The sequence below is a fragment of the Photobacterium damselae subsp. damselae genome (assembly GCF_038086725.1).
GTDB lineage: Bacteria > Pseudomonadota > Gammaproteobacteria > Enterobacterales > Vibrionaceae > Photobacterium > Photobacterium damselae.
The window spans coordinates 2,058,995-2,078,170 of record NZ_CP146970.1 but is presented as its reverse complement, the minus strand read 5'-3'; the positions used below and the strand labels follow the sequence as shown (position 1 = coordinate 2,078,170).

At 38.8% G+C, this 19,176-nt stretch carries 18 protein-coding genes; 10 read left to right on the top strand and 8 right to left on the bottom strand.

The genetic code is table 11. The annotated features are described in order from the left end of the window. Window positions 1–26: 26 nt before the first annotated feature. The 3 genes from WAX86_RS09305 to WAX86_RS09295 all read right to left on the bottom strand — a co-directional run bounded on the left by WAX86_RS09305 (window position 27) and on the right by WAX86_RS09295 (window position 3,068). Window positions 27–479 carry an META domain-containing protein gene (locus tag WAX86_RS09305; RefSeq protein WP_005298686.1) on the bottom strand — a complete coding sequence of 151 codons (453 nt, stop codon included), beginning with the start codon at window positions 477–479 and terminating at the stop codon, window positions 27–29. A gap of 392 nt (window positions 480–871) precedes the next feature. Further along, entirely contained in the window at window positions 872–2,515 is a 1,644-nt protein-coding gene (locus WAX86_RS09300; protein WP_341488690.1) for a mechanosensitive ion channel family protein, read from the bottom strand. Between the two features lie 166 nt (window positions 2,516–2,681). Beyond that, entirely contained in the window at window positions 2,682–3,068 is a 387-nt protein-coding gene (locus tag WAX86_RS09295; RefSeq protein ID WP_036763574.1) for a hypothetical protein, read from the bottom strand. A 336-nt stretch (window positions 3,069–3,404) separates the two neighbouring features. On the opposite strand from WAX86_RS09295, the gene WAX86_RS09290 reads away from it, so the two are divergent. Further along, window positions 3,405–5,054: a GGDEF domain-containing protein gene (locus tag WAX86_RS09290; RefSeq protein WP_341488689.1), complete on the top strand. Its 1,650-nt coding sequence runs from the start codon at window positions 3,405–3,407 to the stop codon at window positions 5,052–5,054. Between the two features lie 139 nt (window positions 5,055–5,193). On the opposite strand, the gene pstB is transcribed toward WAX86_RS09290, so the two are convergent. From pstB to WAX86_RS09270, 4 genes are all read right to left on the bottom strand, one after another. Continuing rightward, window positions 5,194–5,943 carry a phosphate ABC transporter ATP-binding protein PstB gene (pstB, locus tag WAX86_RS09285; RefSeq protein ID WP_065172307.1) on the bottom strand — a complete coding sequence of 250 codons (750 nt, stop codon included), beginning with the start codon at window positions 5,941–5,943 and terminating at the stop codon, window positions 5,194–5,196. Window positions 5,944–5,965: 22 nt separating this feature from the next. Then, window positions 5,966–6,832, bottom strand: a complete 867-nt coding sequence (gene pstA, locus WAX86_RS09280; RefSeq protein ID WP_005298694.1) for a phosphate ABC transporter permease PstA — start codon at window positions 6,830–6,832, stop codon at window positions 5,966–5,968. A gap of 5 nt (window positions 6,833–6,837) precedes the next feature. Next, window positions 6,838–7,752 carry a phosphate ABC transporter permease subunit PstC gene (gene pstC / locus WAX86_RS09275; RefSeq protein ID WP_005298696.1) on the bottom strand — a complete coding sequence of 305 codons (915 nt, stop codon included), beginning with the start codon at window positions 7,750–7,752 and terminating at the stop codon, window positions 6,838–6,840. A gap of 87 nt (window positions 7,753–7,839) precedes the next feature. Then, complete coding sequence (locus WAX86_RS09270) at window positions 7,840–8,661, bottom strand: phosphate ABC transporter substrate-binding protein (protein WP_106339615.1); 822 nt, start codon at window positions 8,659–8,661, stop codon at window positions 7,840–7,842. Window positions 8,662–9,055: 394 nt separating this feature from the next. Between WAX86_RS09270 and WAX86_RS09265 the strand changes: the two genes are divergently transcribed. The 5 genes from WAX86_RS09265 (at window position 9,056) to WAX86_RS09245 (ending at window position 14,176) form a co-directional block, all read left to right on the top strand. Then, on the top strand, window positions 9,056–10,684 hold the full coding sequence (locus tag WAX86_RS09265) for a methyl-accepting chemotaxis protein (RefSeq protein WP_341488688.1): 1,629 nt from the start codon (window positions 9,056–9,058) through the stop codon (window positions 10,682–10,684). Between the two features lie 105 nt (window positions 10,685–10,789). Continuing rightward, a complete protein-coding gene (locus WAX86_RS09260; protein WP_115425758.1) occupies window positions 10,790–11,710 on the top strand; it encodes a LysR family transcriptional regulator in 921 nt (306 codons plus the stop codon). 388 nt (window positions 11,711–12,098) lie between these two features. After that, on the top strand, window positions 12,099–13,322 hold the full coding sequence (locus tag WAX86_RS09255; RefSeq protein ID WP_044175923.1) for a NupC/NupG family nucleoside CNT transporter: 1,224 nt from the start codon (window positions 12,099–12,101) through the stop codon (window positions 13,320–13,322). A gap of 162 nt (window positions 13,323–13,484) precedes the next feature. Then, window positions 13,485–13,760, top strand: coding sequence for a hypothetical protein (locus WAX86_RS09250; RefSeq protein WP_106260495.1), 276 nt, complete (start codon window positions 13,485–13,487; stop codon window positions 13,758–13,760). Between the two features lie 20 nt (window positions 13,761–13,780). After that, on the top strand, window positions 13,781–14,176 hold the full coding sequence (locus WAX86_RS09245; protein WP_036763586.1) for a DUF805 domain-containing protein: 396 nt from the start codon (window positions 13,781–13,783) through the stop codon (window positions 14,174–14,176). 87 nt (window positions 14,177–14,263) lie between these two features. Here the strand turns inward: WAX86_RS09245 and WAX86_RS09240 are convergent, their stop codons facing one another. Continuing rightward, window positions 14,264–15,916, bottom strand: coding sequence for an FAD-dependent oxidoreductase (locus tag WAX86_RS09240; RefSeq protein ID WP_237035267.1), 1,653 nt, complete (start codon window positions 15,914–15,916; stop codon window positions 14,264–14,266). A 208-nt stretch (window positions 15,917–16,124) separates the two neighbouring features. On the opposite strand from WAX86_RS09240, the gene WAX86_RS09235 reads away from it, so the two are divergent. From WAX86_RS09235 to WAX86_RS09220, 4 genes are all read left to right on the top strand, one after another. Beyond that, a complete protein-coding gene (locus WAX86_RS09235) occupies window positions 16,125–16,550 on the top strand; it encodes a YeeE/YedE family protein (RefSeq protein ID WP_225314633.1) in 426 nt (141 codons plus the stop codon). A 16-nt stretch (window positions 16,551–16,566) separates the two neighbouring features. After that, entirely contained in the window at window positions 16,567–17,001 is a 435-nt protein-coding gene (locus WAX86_RS09230) for a YeeE/YedE family protein (RefSeq protein WP_341488687.1), read from the top strand. A gap of 80 nt (window positions 17,002–17,081) precedes the next feature. Next, window positions 17,082–17,318 carry a hypothetical protein gene (locus tag WAX86_RS09225; protein WP_065172315.1) on the top strand — a complete coding sequence of 79 codons (237 nt, stop codon included), beginning with the start codon at window positions 17,082–17,084 and terminating at the stop codon, window positions 17,316–17,318. Between the two features lie 500 nt (window positions 17,319–17,818). Next, the gene (locus tag WAX86_RS09220; protein ID WP_138240806.1) at window positions 17,819–18,997 is read left to right on the top strand and encodes an amino acid permease; all 1,179 of its coding nucleotides are present in this window, start codon (window positions 17,819–17,821) and stop codon (window positions 18,995–18,997) included. Window positions 18,998–19,176 lie beyond the last annotated feature (179 nt).

Sequence of the window (19,176 nt, the reverse complement as noted above, 5' to 3'; positions counted from 1 at the left end):
ACAGCTTGCAGGTAGACGGCAAAAAATTACTCAGCGTCTTGGTTTTCCGCTTTGCGAGTAAAAGTTAATTTGTGTTTTGGTGACTGAAGAGTCAGAGTATCACCAGCAACTTTAGCTGTGCTCCAGTTGCTTAGTGCTTCTGTAATAGTACCTTCAACAAGCATCGCTGGCTCTGGACATGCCATCATTGTCATACCCATTTTCTCAATGCGTAGTTGGCCGTCTTTTAGTTCAGCTTGACCAAAGTAACGGTTACAGCCAGAGTGACCGCTTGCACCTAGATCTTTTGATAGCTCAAGAGTTGGTGCTACATCAGGTTCTGCCATATTTAGAACTTGGTTATCAACTTCTGTTAGAACCCAAGTTTGACCCGTTAACTCTGCCGCAGTTGCAGGTTTTGCTGGTGTATTTACGTTGTTGCTCGCACATGCTGCTAACATCATAGGAAGTGCCAATACTGTAAGTAAACGCTTTTTCATTATCTAGTCCTGATATTTTATTATGTTGCGTATCGAGCGAGAATAGCGAATATCCCTATTGTTGCTCGTTGCAATCGAAAGATGAAGTGATGAGTCGATCAACAAGATCACCACATAAATACACTTCAACTTCTTCTAATTCAGTCATGCCAACTATTATACTCAAGTCATTTGAGTACCTAAAAGAATACTCGTAAATTAGGTTACTATTGTTAGCATAGTGTCGATAAATGTAATCTGAATCATCATTAATATAAAGAGCTTCGGAATATTCAGATACAATTTGTGATGTGAAGATCTAAAAAACAGACTTGCTGGTGGTTTTTTATGCGGTCAAATAAACAAAAAGGCAGACGTTTAAGCCTACCTTTTTATTGTTACGCTAATGTAGATTAAGCTTGTTTACTTACCACATTGGCTTCATCTTTTTTCTCAACCATATGTAAATGCACATCTTGTTGAGGGAATGGGATAGAGATACCTTCACGGTCAAAGCGCATTTTCACTTCTCGGGTAATATCCCAATAAACATCCCAATAATCTTCGGTCTTCACCCAAGGGCGGACAATAAAGTCGACAGAAGAACTATTTAAAGTATGTAATTTAATGGTTGGTTCTGGAGAACGTAATACGCTTTCGTGAGACTCAACAATTTCATGTAATACTTTTTCTGTTAATTCAATATCATCGCTGTAGCTAATGCCAAAAATCATATCGACACGGCGAACACGTTCATGGGTAACGTTTTTGATGATATCGCCCCAAATCTTACTGTTTGGCACAATAATGATTTGGTTATCAAAGGTTTTGATGGTGGTATTAACTAAGCTCATATGGCTTACTTTACCTGATACGCTACCAGCTTCTACAAAATCACCCACATCAAACGGACGATAGATAAGCAGCATCATACCTGAGGCAAAGTTAGATAGAGTATCCTGTAAGGCAAAACCGATGATCACACCCGCCACACCGAAACCGGTTAGGATAGGGGTTAAGTCAAGACCGATTTGTGATAATGCAATCAATAAGCCGATACAGAACACACCTTTACCTGACATCGAGATAAAGAATTCTTGCATTAGCTGTGACATCTTTAAGTTTGGTGATGTCACTGCGCGTTTAACCATTTTACGAGTTAAATTTTTCAGCATACGAGCTAAGAAAATGATTAAAACAAAAATCAGAATCTTAAACAGCATTTGAGGTGCATTAGCAAAGACCCAACTGCCAAGCTCATGAGTCCAAGATGAAACAATCGACCAAATAACTTTGGTGTTTAGGAGATCGTTAGTAACGTTACCTGTTGTTTCAAATAGCTGCTGTTTATATTCAGAAGTATCAATACCCATCTTATCAGCAACACCAGCAAGATAAGTAAGACTTTGAGTATCACTTGCCACTTTACGTTGAGCAAGGATATGCATAATTTGTACAGATGCTTTTTCGCTTTCTGCCGCTGATTTTAGCTGTTTACCCAACAGTTCTTCTTGTTGGCTGTTAAAATTAAGCGCGGCAGACATAAACTCAAGTTGATGCTCAACCTCAGACATCAAGCGTTGTTCTGATTTAGGTTGAGGCAGACCCAGAGTCTTCATCCACTGGTAGTTTTGCCATTGTTCTCCCAGTAGGCGAACTGAAAAACGACGAGCTTCATCTAGATTTTTTTGAGCAAGTAATTTCTCTTCATTACTTGCTTTATCTAGTTTCTTCTCATCATCTTTAATTTTTTTATTGAGATAGGTTGTTGCTGTTCCAATAAATTGGATTTGTTGACGAACTTGTCCAACAATCTTGTCTTTATCTTCTTCGGTATGATTTGCAACAAGCCCGCTTAATACATCACGCATTTGCTCATTTTTATTGAGCAGTTGTAAGCGAACCACATCCTGAGATGTTCCTGTCATGGTTACAGACTCTTTTTGGAGTTCTGTAATCTCTGTATTTAATTGATTTAACTTATCTAATTCTGGGTCACTGTTTTGTGCAAAGGTCAACGTTGACACAAACAGCATTAATAAAACCAGTGCACGCATGCGTAAAATCACTCCTGAAGTCGGGTCTGGTTCGGTTCGTGGATATAGCCTTATCCATCACTGAATAAAGTGGCTGGATTATAGCGAAATTTCTACAAGATGCGGCAGTTTTTATGAATGTTTTTTATCTTGGTTGATGCTATATAAGTATTACTTTCGGAGTTATTTACGCTACTAAGTCTTGACGGCATAAAAATCGATGTTGGTGGAAAATCCAGCACCAATCTGGAAGCCAATTTTCGTGGGTTAATATTATCGTCTTAGACTTATTTTGCTGGGCCAGTATTTCACAGAGGAAGGCATAGTGATTTGGATTACAAATAAGTACATCACAAGCTGAAGCTGCCAGTATGTTCACATCGTGTGGCTGACCCTCTTTTTGATGAATAGCGATTAATGGCGTTTTATTAAAAATAGGAGACTGGACAATTAAGTTTTCATCGATTGGATGGCTGGTTAGGCAACCAATCAAACGGCTTCTACATGGGAGGTAAGCAATAAAATTTAACCAGGCGATAAACTCTTGTTTTAGATCTTTATTGAATGCTTTCATGCTCGTACATTTCCATTAGTGATGACTTATCTTGAGCGTATATTGACTTTAGTTATGTAATGTCATGATTTGGTCAGGAATTTCTATGGTTTTAGTAAAGTATTTAATATGAAATTGATGATAAACTAAATGAGATGCTTAATTGGCACTTTATTGACTAACTTATTCTTACTAAGAATTGATTTTGGTTGTAATGTAAAGTTTGGTCAATAATAATTGTTTTGCATATGCTTAGAGGTAGGATTATCATCCCCATAGATACTAGGGTTAATAATAAATAAAGTAATAATGACATCTAAATTTATAAAAGTGATCATTTTTATAATGATCATAAGTGTGACTACATACGTAATTAAAATTAACATTGATGTAAAAAAATCACCTGTTTCTCTTATTGATGTTGTTAATAATAAAGATGAACAATCCGTATTAGATTTTAAATTTAAATGCGTCACTGATGAGTGTGAAGTGATCAACGCCTTCTTAGCTTTGCCAGTATCAAATTATCCTTATGAATATCAAGAGATTGCAGAGAGTATTCGTCCTATATTACATACCCCGCAGGGCGCTAAGATTGGAGTGACTATCTTAACTCAGGTTAAAGATGCTTTAAGTGATAATAAACCTGCCCAACTTTATTTATTAAGAAAGATCAGTACCCTAAGGTTTTTATCACAAGACCTATATGGAATGATCCAACCTTCGATTGAATATTTAGCTTTAGCCAAAGAAGAGGGTGATCCTTATTTAATCGCTGTAGGAACAGTTAATTTAGCCAGTATTATCAGCTATTTTGAGGGTTACTCAACGTCGAATCGGTTATTACGAAATCTATTATCATCTCACATGGGACATAGTGAGAAATGGCAGAGATTAAAAATAAGAAGTCTTTTAATTTTAGCTGAAAATAAAATAGCTAACGGCGAATATTATAAAGCATCGTTAACACTAAATGATCTAATAAAAAACAAACCTAAAATGCCTTATAATGAATGGGATGATTATTTGATTTACATATTGGCTTTAAAATCAGAAATAGCCATGAACCTTGGATTTAAAGATGAATCGTATCAATTAATTAAACAAGCTAAAAATTTACTTAAAAACGATGATCATAATTTCTTAGTAGATAAAGATATTGCGGTAAAAAGCGTTGAGCTGCAATGGTTATTAAAAAATGATAATCATATAGAACAGCACATTGATTTACCCGAGTTATTAAATCGTTATACAGCAGCGACTAATACTCGCTATGTTAAAATGCTTTATAAGGGGTTGTTAGAATATTATTACAGAAAAGAAAATTATGATGATTATTATCAGTTACGTCAGACATATGAAGCTGAAATGGAGAAGCGTGCTGGGATAAGTTATAAGTTGTTATTCTCTAATGCAGCATCAAATATTAATAACAAATCATTGAAAAATAACAATGACTTGTACATTAAACGGTTTGAGTGGTTAACTTATGTCTTGTTGGGCTTAGTTTTCTTATTAACATTTGCTTTGTTTAAACTAGTACATCTGCAGCGTGAAAATGTACTAGATGGTTTAACATTAATTGGCAATCGGAAAAAGTATAATAATACGCTAAAAGAGATAGGGAATAGACCTTATTATTTAGCACTGTTTGATATTGATAACTTTAAACAGATTAATGACCATTATGGTCATGATTTTGGTGATCTTGTTTTACAAGAAATATCTCAAAAAATAGATTTTATTTTGCCCAAAGTAGCTCAAATATTCAGAATTGGTGGTGAAGAGTTTGCTATTGTAATTCGTCACCATGACCCTCTATTTGTTAAAAGTGAGATGGATAGGGTTCGCCAATTTATACAAAATATCAAATGGCCTGATGAACATTTACAAGTGACGGTAAGCATGGGGTTAGGATTGTCTGTAAATGGTAGCGATGTTTACAAGTTAGTCGATGAAAAGTTATATATGGCTAAGAAATTAGGTAAGAATAGGATAGAAATGTAATCTTTGTTTATTGTTCAGCGACTTCGAAATGTAGAATTAGAGCGTTGATATGAATTAGATGTCTTATATGTCTAGATAAAAAAAGCCCCTCACTAGGAAGGGGCAAATATACCATCGCTTTTATTATAAGAAATTCATATTAACCAAAATCACCATTCACATAGCCACGAGTACGATCATCTTGTGGTTGATTAAAGATCACTTGCGTATCATCATGTTCAACCAGTTCACCCATAAGAAAGAAAGCTGTTCTATCTGAGATACGACGAGCTTGTTGCATTGAGTGGGTTACGATAACGATGGTGAACTCTTTCTTTAGAGATTCCATCAAATCTTCAATTTTCTTTGTTGCAATAGGGTCGAGTGCAGATGTGGGTTCATCCATCAAAATCACTTCGGGTTTCATTGCAATGGTACGAGCGATACATAAACGTTGTTGCTGACCGCCTGATAAACCAAAGGCATGAGATTTAAGACGATCTTTAACTTCATCCCAAAGAGCGGCTCCACGAAGAGATTGCTCAACGATTTCATCTAACACTTTTTTATCTTTAATGCCTTGGGCACGAAGACCGTAAGCGACGTTCTCATAAATACTCATTGGAAATGGGTTAGGCTTTTGGAATACCATGCCCACTTTGATTCGCAGCTGAGCAACATCAATATTGCCGTAGATATCCTGATCTTCCATCGTCAAGCTACCATTGATTTTTACCCCTTCAATTAGATCATTCATCCGGTTTAGACAGCGTAGTAAAGTTGATTTACCACAGCCTGAGGGGCCGATAAGCGCTGTAACCTGACGATTAGGAATAGGCAAATTGATATTTTTTAAAGCGTGGTTTTGACCATAAAAAAGATTTAGATTTTCAATATTAAATTTGTTCATTATTCGGTTTCCTAAAATCAGGTTAATACGTTGCAGTATTGAAGCGACGAGCAATCAGTTTGGTGATCAAATTAATGATTAAGACCACAACAATAAGAATGGTGGCTGTCGCATAAGCCTGATTCCATTCATGAACCGTATACAGTTCTTGAGTTAATTTATATAGGTGAACGGTTAAGGTACGGCCCGAATCGAAAGCACTTTCTGGAATACGAGCAACCATACCTGCGGTTAGAAATACCGGAGCTGATTCGCCAATAACACGTCCAACACTTAAAATAATTGAGGTAACAATACCGGGCATTGCACTAGGCAAAATAAGACGCCAGATAGTGTAGATTTTTGAAGCTCCTAATCCGTATGAGCCTTCTCGATAAGTCTGAGGTACTGCCATCAATGCTTCTTCGGTAGTACGAATAATCACGGGCAGAATTAAAATACTCAGTGTTAGTGCGCCTGCTAGAATTGAGTATCCAAAACCCAGTACTACAACGAAGAATGTCATACCAAACAGGCCGTAAATGATAGATGGAATACCGGCAAGTGACTCTGTACAAAAACGAATTACTTTGACTAAACGACTTCCTACTTTGGCATATTCGGTTAGATAGATAGCGGTCATAATGCCAAGTGGAGCAGCAACGGCAATGGACGCAATAACCATATATATTGTCGATACGATCATTGGCCATATCCCAGACTCTTCACCCAGCGTGGTGTAGTCGCTGGTGATAAAAGACCAGTTCACATGGGACAAACCATTACTTAAGATGTACCAAACAACCCAAAGTAAAAAACCAACGGTAATAGAGGCGGATAACCAGATAACACCTTGTGCAATAATATCTTTTATTCGTTGATTTTTTTGATTAGCGAAGACTAAAGACATAATAATTACCTCGCACCTTTAGCGTTTAAATACAGTAAGCTGGCATTTAGAATCATAATGAAGACCAGAAGAACAATACCTGTCGCGTAAAGGGCGCTCGCATGAATACCTGTAGCGTAAGACATTTCAATAGCAATATTGGCGGTTAAGGTTCGTGCTGAATCTAAAACACCACGGGGCATGGCTGGTGAGTTACCCATTACCATGATGATGGCCATGGTTTCACCAAGTGCACGTGCAATACCTAAAATAACCCCCGTCATAATTCCTGAACGAGCGGCAGGGATAAGTAAACGGAAAATGGTAAACATATGAGAAGCCCCAAGAGCTAATGAGCCTTCTTTATAGGTACGAGGAACTGCGCGAATAGATGTTTCTGATACTGCAATTACCGTTGGCAAAATCATAATCGCGAGAACAATGATACCGGCCAAAATACTATTGCCAGCAGGAACATTAAACAGATCCTGAATCATTGGTACGATAATCACTAAACCAAAGAAACCGTAAACAACGGAAGGAATACCCGCTAACAGTTCAATCATTGGGCGGACAATATTAGCAACTGGCTTTGGTGCAACCTCAGCGATAAATACTGCAGTAAGTAGGGCAATAGGCACCCCAATTAAAACAGCACCAAACGTCGATGCTAATGAGGCAACAATCATTGGCGCAATGCCATACAGGGCAGGTGGAAGCCAATCTTGGCCAAATACAATGCCTGTTACGCCTGAGTGGGCGAAAGCTGCAAAGCCTTCACGAAAAATAAAATAGCCGATTGTAACTAATGATAAAATGCCGATGGCAGCACTAAGTAAGAATAAATTCTTAAAAAATAATTCACGCCAATCGACACTCTTTTTAGGTTTTAGTACCGTCATAGTGGTGGCCGTGTTTTCAATATTATTTGCGATGGTCATACATAAACTCCATACACTAAACAATAGCTGCTTAGTGAGGGATGTGCTTAACCATTTTTAATTATCGTTAAGCACATAAATTTTTTATTAGTTAACTGAGATAAAGCCTTTGTCTGCAACGATTTTTTGTGCGTCTGCAGATGTCATCCATGATAAAAATTCCAGTGCTTGAGAAGATGGGCGGCCATCTTTGTAAACCACGATAAATGGACGCTGAACACTGTAATCGCCTGATTTAATGGCTGCGACTGATGGCTGGTGTCCGTCAATTGATAGAGGCTTAACCGTGTTATCCACCGAACCCAGAGAGATATAGCCGATAGCAAATGGGTTGTTGGCAACGGTTGTTTTTAGCTGACCGTTACCGCTAGCAACTTGAGCTCGTTGAGAGATAGCAGAAACTTTAATTCCATTTATTTTCTTTTTTAGACTCATGATGTCTTCAAATGCACCTCGTGTACCTGATGCGGTATCGCGAGTTGCTACTACGATTGGTTGATCGCTACCACCCACTTGTTTCCAGTTGGTGATATCACCTTTATATATTTCAGATACTTGTTCTTTTGTTAAATTAGTCACGGGGTTTTTCGGGTTAACCACTACTGCGATACCGTCACGAGCAATAACGACTTCTTTAATTGATGGGCCTTCTTCTTCTGTTTTTAAGCTACGAGATGACATACCAAAGTCTGCTGAGCCATCGTGAGCGACTCGAATACCAGCAGAAGAACCAGGACCTTGTACTTCTACGGTTACGTTATTTGCTTTGGAATATGTCTCACCAAAAACTTCCATGAGTGGTGACACAGAGCTTGAACCGACAACAGAGATCGTTTCGTTAGCTGCTGCAGAAGTGGATACCGCCATTGCACCAGCTAGAGCGATTGCACCGATAAGCTTTGTTTTCATCATTTCCTAATCCTTTATGTTTGGCTTTATTGCCGATAGGGGGTATTGAATGAACAAGGCAAAGATTAGGAGAGAAATATGACAATCATGTTTCAGAAGTTTGAAACCTATATGACGATTACACCTCTATTATTATTTGAATAGGAATGAGGGAGTAAAAAATATGCTATGTGATCGGAAGGTCATCGCAAGGCTAATGATATAAGGTACCGCCTATTAAAAGAGATTTATTTTTGACTTTGGTGTGATGTTATTTTGACGATCTTGATTTTATGGTATTGAAATTTAATGGTTTATAGACAATTTTGATGGGTGAAGGTATATTCCGGCCTATTATTAGACCTTATATCCAATATTTATTGCACGGATGCGATTAGAGCTTTGCGGGGCGTTAATGCAACTATCACTCAAAAACTTATCAATTCGTTACCAAATTTTGTTGCCGGTTTTATTACTTGCAACCGTACTTTTTGTGTCACTCTTTATTACGAAATCAAATCTACAGGATGAACAGCAAGTTATTTCATCTAATACTAATTCATTAGTTAGTTATAAAGACACCATTGCGAAGATTGATGATCAGGTGTACCCATTACGAATTAGTGCGGTATATGCGATTTATGATTCTTCTCGTCGTAATTCATTTCGTGATGAATTAAATGCTGCAGCAAAGGAGATCGCACAAGATCTTCGTGTAATCGAAAATGTGCCTGAGTTTCGCAGCGATGTTCAAACGGTGAATACAGCGATTCGTGGCTATATTGATTTTTCTAATCGCGCAGTTTCAATTTTAGACCGCCGAGATCGCCAAGAAGTGACAGAACAAGAGTTCGCTCAATTCTTGAGTCAATATCGTGAAATTGGTAATAGCATGGTGCAAGCTATCAATAATCTTTCTCACCATGTAAACGAATTTGCGACCAAGCAATTGGCAGATAGTAACGCAAAAAGCCAGTCGTTAATGAATACAGCAACAATTGCCATTCTTGTGGTATTTATTGCATCAATTGCGGTTGCATGGTGGCTGTCTGGTTTAATTGTGAATCCAATTACCAAGTTGCAAGAAGTGATGCGGGATGTTGCACAAGGTAACTTGGCTGTACGTGCTCATGATGATGGTAATAATGAGATCGCTCAATTGAGTTCTGATGTTAATCGTACCGTGGAACAGCTTTACTCAACTGTTGATTCAATGATTCGCATCAGTGAAGATGTTGCATCTGCAGCAACGGAGCTGGCAGCTGTAATGAGCCAGTCTGAAGCTAATGCTCAATTAGAACAAAATGAAATCGATCAAGTAGCTTCTGCTGTAAATGAACTATCTAGTACGGCTGATAACGTAAGTGATAATGCAACTACAGCAGATTCAACCGCGAAGCAAACTGATGAGCTAGCAAAAGCGGGACTGGATATCTTTGAAGAAAGTAATACTGCCAGTCAGCAAATGTCGAACACATTAAATGAAGCAGCTGGGGTTGTAACGCAACTTAAAGAGCAGTCTGAGCAGATCAGTAAAGTAATTGAAGTAATTCGTGGTATCTCTGAGCAAACGAACTTACTAGCACTTAACGCAGCAATTGAAGCCGCTCGTGCTGGTGAATCTGGTCGCGGTTTTGCAGTTGTGGCTGACGAAGTACGTATGCTAGCGGCTCGTACTCAAGATTCGACACAAGAGATCCAATCTATTATTGAAGAGCTTCAAACGCAATCAGGCCATGCAAATGACAGCATGCAAGCTAGCCTTGAAATGTTAGAGCGTAACCAAGTGTTAGCGCAACAGGCTAATGATGCTTTAGTAGGTATTACTGAGTCGGTTATCCATATCAGTGATATTAATACTCAGGTTGCAACCGCTGCTGAACAGCAATCTCAAGTAACACAAGATATTAATCGTAACGTGAATAATATGTCTGAGATTGTTAATCAGAATGTGACTGGAATTAGCCAAAGCGCTAGTGCAAGTCATGAGTTGTCTAAATTGGCTGAGCAACAAAAGCAGCAATTATCCTTCTTTAAGTTATAATGCTGATAATTGATTAGGTTGGTATCACGGTATACCGAAACTAAACGTTAGAATTTGAAAGACCTATCGATGATTTGATAGGTCTTTTTTTGTTTGAGAGGTTTCATGCTTAAAAAAGCTCAGCAAATGGTGGTGTTTAATGCTCTAACTAAGCAGCAGAGCTTTACTAAGGCCGCTCAGTTGCTCGATATATCTCGTACTCAAGTGAGTAAACAGATTCAGTTACTTGAAGAGAGGCTAGGGGTGCAATTGGTGCAGCGTACAACTCGCTCGTTTGCTTTAACGGAAGCTGGGAAAGCATTTGCCGCCCATTGCGCTAATATCGTTGCTGAGATTAATGAAGCTGAAAGTGAATTGTTATCAGATTGCGATACTTTACAAGGAACCCTCAAGGTTGGTGTTGCCCAATCTTTTGCTAGTAATCATTTAGCGCCTTATATTGCTGAATTTCATGCTCAATATCCGCAACTTAAATTGGAAATGAGTCTATTTGATCACCGGGTTGATATTATTGCAGAGCAGCTTGATTTATGGATTGGGATGATGGATTCACCACCAGAAGGCTTTGTTGCAAGGCATTTAGTCGATTGTCACTTTGTTCTTGCCGCGAGTCCTGAATATTTAGCACTTCATGGTGTGCCGTATCATCCGAGGGATCTGAAAGAGCATAACTGCATTACGTATTTTAGTCGGGAACGAAAAGATAATGTCTGGAGCTTTAAAAAAGATGATGAGGCTTTACAGATCAAAGTATCGGGTAACTATCGTGTGGACTCTGCTGATGCTATTCGTGATGCAACGTTAACAGGGAATGGGATAGGTTATCTCGCCACCTATTTACTGAAAGATGAACTTCGGCAAGGTAAGCTGATTCGATTATTACCTGATTGGGACTTGAATCAGTACATGCCCTTATACGCGGTATATCCCCGACATAAGTTTTTACCCATAAAAGTCCAAGTGTTTATCGATTTTGTTCGTCAGCACATCGGTAATCCACCATATTGGGACCAAGGTATTCTTTAGTACGAGACTGACTTAAGAAGAGTAGAGTTTAGAATGAAAAAGAACCACAGAGGATTGATTGTATCCACTGTGGTTTTTTTGTTTAAATCAGACAGAGTCAGTCTTGATAAAACTTAGTCTAATTTATGATTAAGAAAACAGCATCCGTTTGCGCAAACGGTTGTTTAAACGTTTAACTATCGTTTTAATTGTCATATATAGCAACAATAGTATTCCTTATTAGAAATAATCTGGCTTTTTTCGTTTGCTTTGTACGATATGCGCTCAAAACCCCCGTTAATTGTTAATTACATGTTGTGTTGCATAACAATTTGATGCTTGTCACATTTTTTTAGATCGCTACAATCCTGCCGCAATCGTTTACCACACACAACAATGGAGAATGACCATGCATTATTTGGTCAGCATCTTAGGCATTATCACTATTTTTGCGGTAGGTTATTTCTTTTCAGAAAACCGCCGTGCTGTTAATTGGCGTACTGTTTTAGGCGCTTTTACTATTCAAGTTATTTTTGCTGGTTTTATTTTGTACGTCCCAATTGGTCGTGATGTGCTTAATACAGTATCAGGTGCTGTTTCTGGCATCATTGATTATGGCAAAGTAGGTAGTGAATTCCTTTTTGGCGAATTGGCGAAGTTTAAACTTGGCTTTGTGTTCGCAGTTAACGTTTTGCCTACGATTGTTTTCTTCTCTGCGTTGATTTCAGTTCTTTATTACCTAGGTGTAATGGGTTGGATCATTCGTGGTATTGGTGGTTTATTACAAAAAATTCTAGGTACAACTCGTACAGAATCTATGTCAGCAACGGCAAATATTTTTGTTGGTTCTGTTGAAGCGCCATTAGTTGTTCGTCCATTCTTAGCAAAAATGACACATTCAGAGTTATTTGCTGTGATGGTAGGTGGTTTAGCATCGGTTGCTGGTGGCACTATGGTGGGCTACGCTGGTCTTGGTGTACAACTTAAATATCTTATTGCTGCAAGCTTTATGTCGGCACCTGCTGGCCTGATGATGGCTAAGTTGATTGTTCCTCAAACAGATACCGTTATGACGATGGATGAGGAAGATGATGGCGAAGAAGATGCACCAGTAAACTTAGTTGATGCTGCTTCACGTGGTGCGCTAAGTGGTCTACAGATTGCGATGGCGGTAGGTGCTAGCTTATTAGCTGTGATCAGTTTGATTGCTCTTATCAATGGTGGCCTTGGTCACTTAGGTAATCTAATTGGTATCCATGATTTTAGTCTACAGATGATCTTTGGTTACTTATTTGCTCCTGTTGCATGGTTAATTGGTGTGCCATGGTCTGAAGCAACAACAGCTGCGAGTTTAATCGGTACAAAAATTGCCGTGAATGAATTTGTTGCTTTCGCTGAGCTTATGAAGCCTGAAACAATCGCTAAGCTAAGCGAACATTCTCAAGCTATTGTTACTTTCGCTCTATGTGGTTTTGCTAACCTAACATCTATTGCTATGTTAATGGGGGGTTTAGGCGGTATCGTTCCTCAGCGTCGTCCTGACATTGCACGCTTAGGTATGAAAGCCATCTTTGCGGCAACATTGGCAAACCTAATGAGTGCAACACTGGCTGGTATCTTCCTTCCTATGTAATACCTAAGTTTTAGGTTCTACAATGTGATAGCGATTATAAACAGAGTGCCCTAATAAAGGCGCTCTGTTTTTGTTTCTGCTATTCTTGGGTCAACAGACTGAAAGTGCTAGGATTAAGACTATTTCAGCCACAAAATATGACCATGGTGCAGGCTCAACCGTATGAAATCACCAATAGACAAGTTATTAGATAAACATCATGATCTGATTCATAGCGATAATGTCGCAGTGATATCTCATACTCAGCGAGAAGATGGTGATTGGGTTTTGCATACTTTGATGATTGAAAACTGCAGTGCGCCATTTCAATTTCGTCGTAAGAAAAAATATCGCAGTTTAACTGGCGATAGAGTCAATATGACCTACTATGCAGATAGTATTAAAGTGGCGGGCTTTGACATGGAAATCATGAAAGTGGTACGAATTAAACGTTCATAAAGGATAAATAGGAAACGAATATGCAGTGGTATCTAAAGGTTTTACGTAATTATTTTGGTTTCAAAGGACGCGCTCGTCGTAAAGAGTACTGGTACTTTTTTCTGTTTAACACCATTATTGCGATTGTGCTCAGTATTGCTGATTTGGTTTTCAAAACAGAAGTGACGGCCCAGGGCACCGGCATGATCAGCTCCATTTACTCTCTGCTTATTTTGATTCCTAGTATTGCTGTTGGCGTACGCCGTTTACACGATTTAGATAAAAGTGGTTGGTGGATGCTTATTGGTATCATTCCTTTAATTGGTGCCATTGTATTGATTTACTTCTTTGTTCAAGATGGACAAGCTGGCTCAAATCGCTTTGGACCTGATCCGAAAAATAACGATAACAATAAAGACGGTATTTTGTCGGTTTAAAAACTATATTGAGCCAATAAAAAACGCTGGAGGTTTACTCTCTCCAGCGTTTTTTTTAATGGTTTTGTTTTATGATCACGAAAAGTTTTACATTTGAGCAAACTTCCAAGTTCGATAACCACCCATTAAGTTACGCGCTTTATACCCATTGTTGACCAATTGTCGATAGGCCACATTTCCACGTAATCCTACAGCACAATAAATAATGATCTCTTTCTCTTTAGGTAACTCATTCATGCGATGACGTAATTGATCTAGAGGGATATTTATCGCACCTTTAATAAAGCCCATATTTTTGAGCTCTCCAGGGTTACGAACATCAAGCAGTATCTGATTTTCGGTTAGTTGCTCAAGTTCATTATAGTGAATTGGAGTTGCATCGCCCTTTATTATATTACTAGCTACAAAAGCGGCTTGGTTTATGACATCTTTGGCACTGCCATACGGAGGGGCATAGGTCAGTTCTACATGTTGTAACTGTTCTACTGTCATACCAGCACGTTGAGCAACGGCAAGGATATCTATACGCTTATCAACTCCATCTTTACCAACAGCTTGAGCACCTAAAATTTTACCCGATGTGGTTTCAAACAGCAGTTTTAATGATACGGTTTCAGCTCCTGGATAGTAGCTTGCATGGCTAGCGGTATGAACATACACCTTTTGGTAAGCCATACCTTGTTGCTGTAACTGTTTTTCGTTTTTTCCTGTTGAAGCAACAGCCAAATCAAATACTTTACAGATCGCTGTACCTTGAGTGCCTTGATAATGTTCCCTACGACCAAGCATATTATCCGCCGCCATTCGACCTTGACGGTTGGCAGGACCAGCTAAAGGTACTAAACATTGTTTTCCTGTGACAAAGTCTTTTTCTTCAACCGCATCGCCCACAGCAAAGATACTCGGATCACTGGTTTGCAAAGTCTCATCGACCCATATTCCGCCTAATTCCCCAATTTTTAGACCCGCTTGTTTAGCTAATTCAATATCGGGGCGAACTCCAATTGCCATAATGACAATACCTGTTTCTAAATTTTCGCCATTACTTAAAGATAAGGTAAGAGATTGGGTTTTCTCATGATATTGAATCGCACTTAATGCCGTATTTAAGCGTAAGTCTATCCCTTTATCTCTAATCTCTTGGTGCACAAAACCTGCCATTTCAGGATCGACTGGGGTCATTACTTGGGGTGCCATTTCAAGAAGCGTTGTGGCTATGCCTCGTTGGTGAAATGCTTCTACCATTTCTAGACCAATAAACCCACCACCAACAACAGTGGCATGAGTCGGTTTATGATTATCTAGAGTAGCGAGGATACGATCCATGTCTGGAATATTACGCAAAGAGTGAGTCAGAGGGTTATCAATACCTTCAATAGGAGGAATGATCGGAGATGCGCCAGGGCTTAATAGTAAAAAGTCGTAGCTTTCTTGGTAACTGGTACCATCAATAAGATTTTTTACGGTAATGCATTTGGCTTGGCGATCAATCTGCGTTACTTCGTTCATTACCCGCACATCGACATTAAATCGGGCCAAAAAGCTCTCTGGTGTTTGCAAAAGTAGATTTTGACGTTGTGGGATATCACCGCCAATATGATAAGGCAATCCACAGTTAGCAAAAGAGATATACTGGCCTCGTTCAAAAACAATGATTTCAGCATCTTCACTTAAACGTCTTGCTCTTGCCGCGGCTGAAGCGCCTCCTGCAACACCACCAATAATCACAATTTTAGTCATATCCACCTCATATCTGATTTGTTTTATACCCGAGTAACCTTGCACCTTGAGATTATTTGGGCATCAAGAGTCAATTATCATCGATTTACGACGATGTGACTTTGAACTGCTAGGCTGTTTTATACGCAGTATACGTGCAAACAGTATTTTAGTAAAAGCTAATTTAGTGTTGCCTTATTTTTTGTTTCTTAGTAATGTCTAATATAAGATTGCTTGGGAGAGTCAGACAATGTTGATACCTTGGGATGCGTTAATGGGTGGAATGCTGCTTGGCGTTTCAGCGTTATTATTATTACTACTTAACGGCAAAATCGCAGGAATTAGCGGTATTTTGGCCGGTGTTTTAAAGCCGCAGCAGAAAGACACATTCTGGCGTGGGTTATTTATTGTAGGTATGGGCGTAAGCGGCTATCTCTTTTCCAATCTCGGTTTCTCACTTCCTGAATCTTACCCAATGTCTCAGTGGTGGGTTGTGATTATTGCCGGCTTTCTCGTTGGACTTGGTACTAATACAGGTAATGGTTGTACCAGTGGGCACGGTATTTGTGGAATAGGGCGGTTATCGGTTCGTTCGATGGTGGCGACAATGATTTTTATGGCTACCGCTGTGATTACCGTTTATCTAACACACTAGAAAGTAGGAAAGTAAAATGACGAATCAATTAAAGAGTATCTTAGGTTATCTCGTTGCTTTAAGTTCCGGGTTACTTTTTGGTGCGGGTATGATGATTTCCCAGATGGTTGATCCTGCTAAAGTGATAGGTTTTTTAAATATTGCAGGTGATTGGGACCCTAGTTTAGTTTTTGTGATGGGAGGGGCACTGCTGGTTTTTGCTCCTGGTTATTATTTTCTGGTTAAACCCCGTCAGAAACCAGTTTTGGCAGAAAAATTTTCGTTATCACAGTTAAAGTCTATTGATCGACCTCTAGTAATTGGCGCTATGCTTTTTGGTATTGGTTGGGGGTTATCTGGCGTGTGCCCAGGTCCTGCATTAACCTCGATCTCTAGCCTAAATCCAACGTTATTGTTGTTTGTGATAGCAATGATTGTTGGCATTGTTGTGAGTCAGAGAATTAAAAAGTGATGATTAACTATTGCATCGTGATGAGTATTTGATAAAAAGGAATACTCATCATCGAACTGCTTTAAGGAATGGATGCGTAGATGACTATTGCGGAAAAATTATTAAGCCCAGCTATTGAAAGTCAGGCCAAAACTCATGGAGCCGTGAATGCATTAGAAGAAGTATATGCTAAAGCGCGATATGCCCGATTTAAAAAAGTAAAGTGGGGCAGCCAGTACTTTGATGGGATTCAGTTTGGTGATGGTAGTTTGATTGCAGTTAAACCGACTGCTTTTAATAGATTAACTCTAGTCGCCTTGGAGAAAGAACCGAGTTAATAATGGAAGGTGCGAGGTGTAATGAATAAGTGTTAAATAGGTGTTTAATATTTATTTATCATTACATAGATCAAAGATTCCAAAAATGATAATTGAGTTTTTATCTTAAGCTGTTAATTTTCATAAAGACCAAAATGTTCTGACCGGAACATAACGTTAGCAATATGGGGATGTTGCTAGCAACCCATAGTGGGTATATCGTTTTAGGAGTACGATTTTATGAACTGTCACTGTTCAGCAACCATAATCGATGCCATAGTTGCATCACCGGGTAGGGTTCTATCCGCTATTTCATCTCACTCTCAGCAAGTCAAGTCTCGTCCTGCCTTTTTTACCTCTTCTCGATTTATTCGTTTCTATCCTAACGCATATAAGTTTTTTCTTTATTTTTAATAACTTATTTTTAAAAAAAGAAAAAATTCACTCATATTAATTTAATTTTAGCGTTTTTTACTCAGTAGAGATCTGTCCTACTATTGAGCAAATTTAAGGGTAACTCCATGAATCTTAAACTTTTAGGTAGTTCGTTAATTATTGCTGGAACAGCATTAGGTGCTGGAATGCTGGCTATTCCGATGGTATTAGCACAGTTTGGCCTAGCGTGGGGATCGGTATTGATGCTCATCATCTGGTTAGGTACCACGTATGCTGCTTTATTATTACTAGAGGCGAGCATTAAGGCCGGTGGCGGACTTGGTATGAATACCATTGCGCGAAAAACATTAGGCAAGGGTGGTCAAATCATCACAAATGGCCTTTTATATGCCTTATTGGTTTGCTTATTAATGGCTTATATTATTGGCTCTGGCGACCTTGTTAAAAAGTTAGCCGCGAGTGTAAATATTGAGCTTACTATGGTTCAAAGCCAAGTTGCATTTACGGTAATTGCTGGTTTGATTGTTGCTGCGGGTACGGCTGTTATTGATAAGTTAAATCGGGTACTGTTCGCTATCATGGTGGTCATGTTAGCGCTAACACTCTTTTCTTTAGTACCGAGTATCACCTTTGAACATTTAGTGGATGCAACTAGCAGTGATAAAGTTGCCTTAATTAAAACCAGTTCAGTGCTATTCACTAGCTTTGGTTTTATGGTGGTAATCCCTTCTTTAGTGACTTATAACAGTGACGCATCCCATAAACAGCTACGTAATATGGTTATTGTTGGCTCTGCTATACCGCTGGTTTGTTACTTACTCTGGTTGTACGCAGTAGTTGGTAATCTCTCGGCAGAACAATTAGTTAAATTTGCTAATGTTTCTGAGTTGATTGCAGCTTTAAGTCCAAAATTCTCAGGTATTAACGCAATTCTATCTACTTTCACGGGTTTGGCTTTGTTAACTTCTTTCTTAGGAGTTGCTATGGCGTTATTTGACCAAAATCGAGATGCTCTAAAGCAAAATCGTGCTGTTACGTATGTTGTGACATTTATCTTGCCTTTAATTGGTGCTCTTTTTGCTGCAAATCATTTCCTTGCGGTTCTTGGATATGCAGGTCTTATCTTAGTCTTTCTTGCGATTTTTGTTCCGATGGCAATGACGATAAGATTACGCAAAGTTGAAGCGTTAGAGCAGGACAATCATAAAGAACTTGCGATGTGTTATACCGCAGGTGGTGGGCAAATTGCGATGATGCTAAGTTTAGTATTTGGCTGCTTTTTGATTGGCGCCCAGATTATCTAACTTAGGATAAAATGATTAAGGGGCTATAGAGTGACCGCTCTAATGGCCCCTTTTTTGTAGCATCTCAATGACCAAAAAGGATACTACAAGAGAAAGTTGACCTTTGGAGTACGAACAGGGATCGCAGTTAACTTCCTCTTTACTTGAGTTGGATAATACAAATTTTACTAGAAAACAGC

Bases quoted from the DNA above. Each gene is read 5' to 3' on its own strand.
- WAX86_RS09305 (WP_005298686.1), bottom strand. From the start codon at position 479: ATGAAAAAGCGTTTACTTACAGTATTGGCACTTCCTATGATGTTAGCA.
- WAX86_RS09300 (WP_341488690.1), bottom strand. From the start codon at position 2,515: ATGCGTGCACTGGTTTTATTAATGCTGTTTGTGTCAACGTTGACCTTT.
- WAX86_RS09295 (WP_036763574.1), bottom strand. From the start codon at position 3,068: ATGAAAGCATTCAATAAAGATCTAAAACAAGAGTTTATCGCCTGGTTA.
- pstB (WP_065172307.1), bottom strand. From the start codon at position 5,943: ATGAACAAATTTAATATTGAAAATCTAAATCTTTTTTATGGTCAAAAC.
- pstA (WP_005298694.1), bottom strand. From the start codon at position 6,832: ATGTCTTTAGTCTTCGCTAATCAAAAAAATCAACGAATAAAAGATATT.
- pstC (WP_005298696.1), bottom strand. From the start codon at position 7,752: ATGACCATCGCAAATAATATTGAAAACACGGCCACCACTATGACGGTA.
- WAX86_RS09270 (WP_106339615.1), bottom strand. From the start codon at position 8,661: ATGAAAACAAAGCTTATCGGTGCAATCGCTCTAGCTGGTGCAATGGCG.
- WAX86_RS09265 (WP_341488688.1), top strand. From the start codon at position 9,056: ATGCAACTATCACTCAAAAACTTATCAATTCGTTACCAAATTTTGTTG.
- WAX86_RS09260 (WP_115425758.1), top strand. From the start codon at position 10,790: ATGCTTAAAAAAGCTCAGCAAATGGTGGTGTTTAATGCTCTAACTAAG.
- WAX86_RS09255 (WP_044175923.1), top strand. From the start codon at position 12,099: ATGCATTATTTGGTCAGCATCTTAGGCATTATCACTATTTTTGCGGTA.
- WAX86_RS09250 (WP_106260495.1), top strand. From the start codon at position 13,485: ATGAAATCACCAATAGACAAGTTATTAGATAAACATCATGATCTGATT.
- WAX86_RS09245 (WP_036763586.1), top strand. From the start codon at position 13,781: ATGCAGTGGTATCTAAAGGTTTTACGTAATTATTTTGGTTTCAAAGGA.
- WAX86_RS09240 (WP_237035267.1), bottom strand. From the start codon at position 15,916: ATGACTAAAATTGTGATTATTGGTGGTGTTGCAGGAGGCGCTTCAGCC.
- WAX86_RS09230 (WP_341488687.1), top strand. From the start codon at position 16,567: ATGACGAATCAATTAAAGAGTATCTTAGGTTATCTCGTTGCTTTAAGT.
- WAX86_RS09225 (WP_065172315.1), top strand. From the start codon at position 17,082: ATGACTATTGCGGAAAAATTATTAAGCCCAGCTATTGAAAGTCAGGCC.
- WAX86_RS09220 (WP_138240806.1), top strand. From the start codon at position 17,819: ATGAATCTTAAACTTTTAGGTAGTTCGTTAATTATTGCTGGAACAGCA.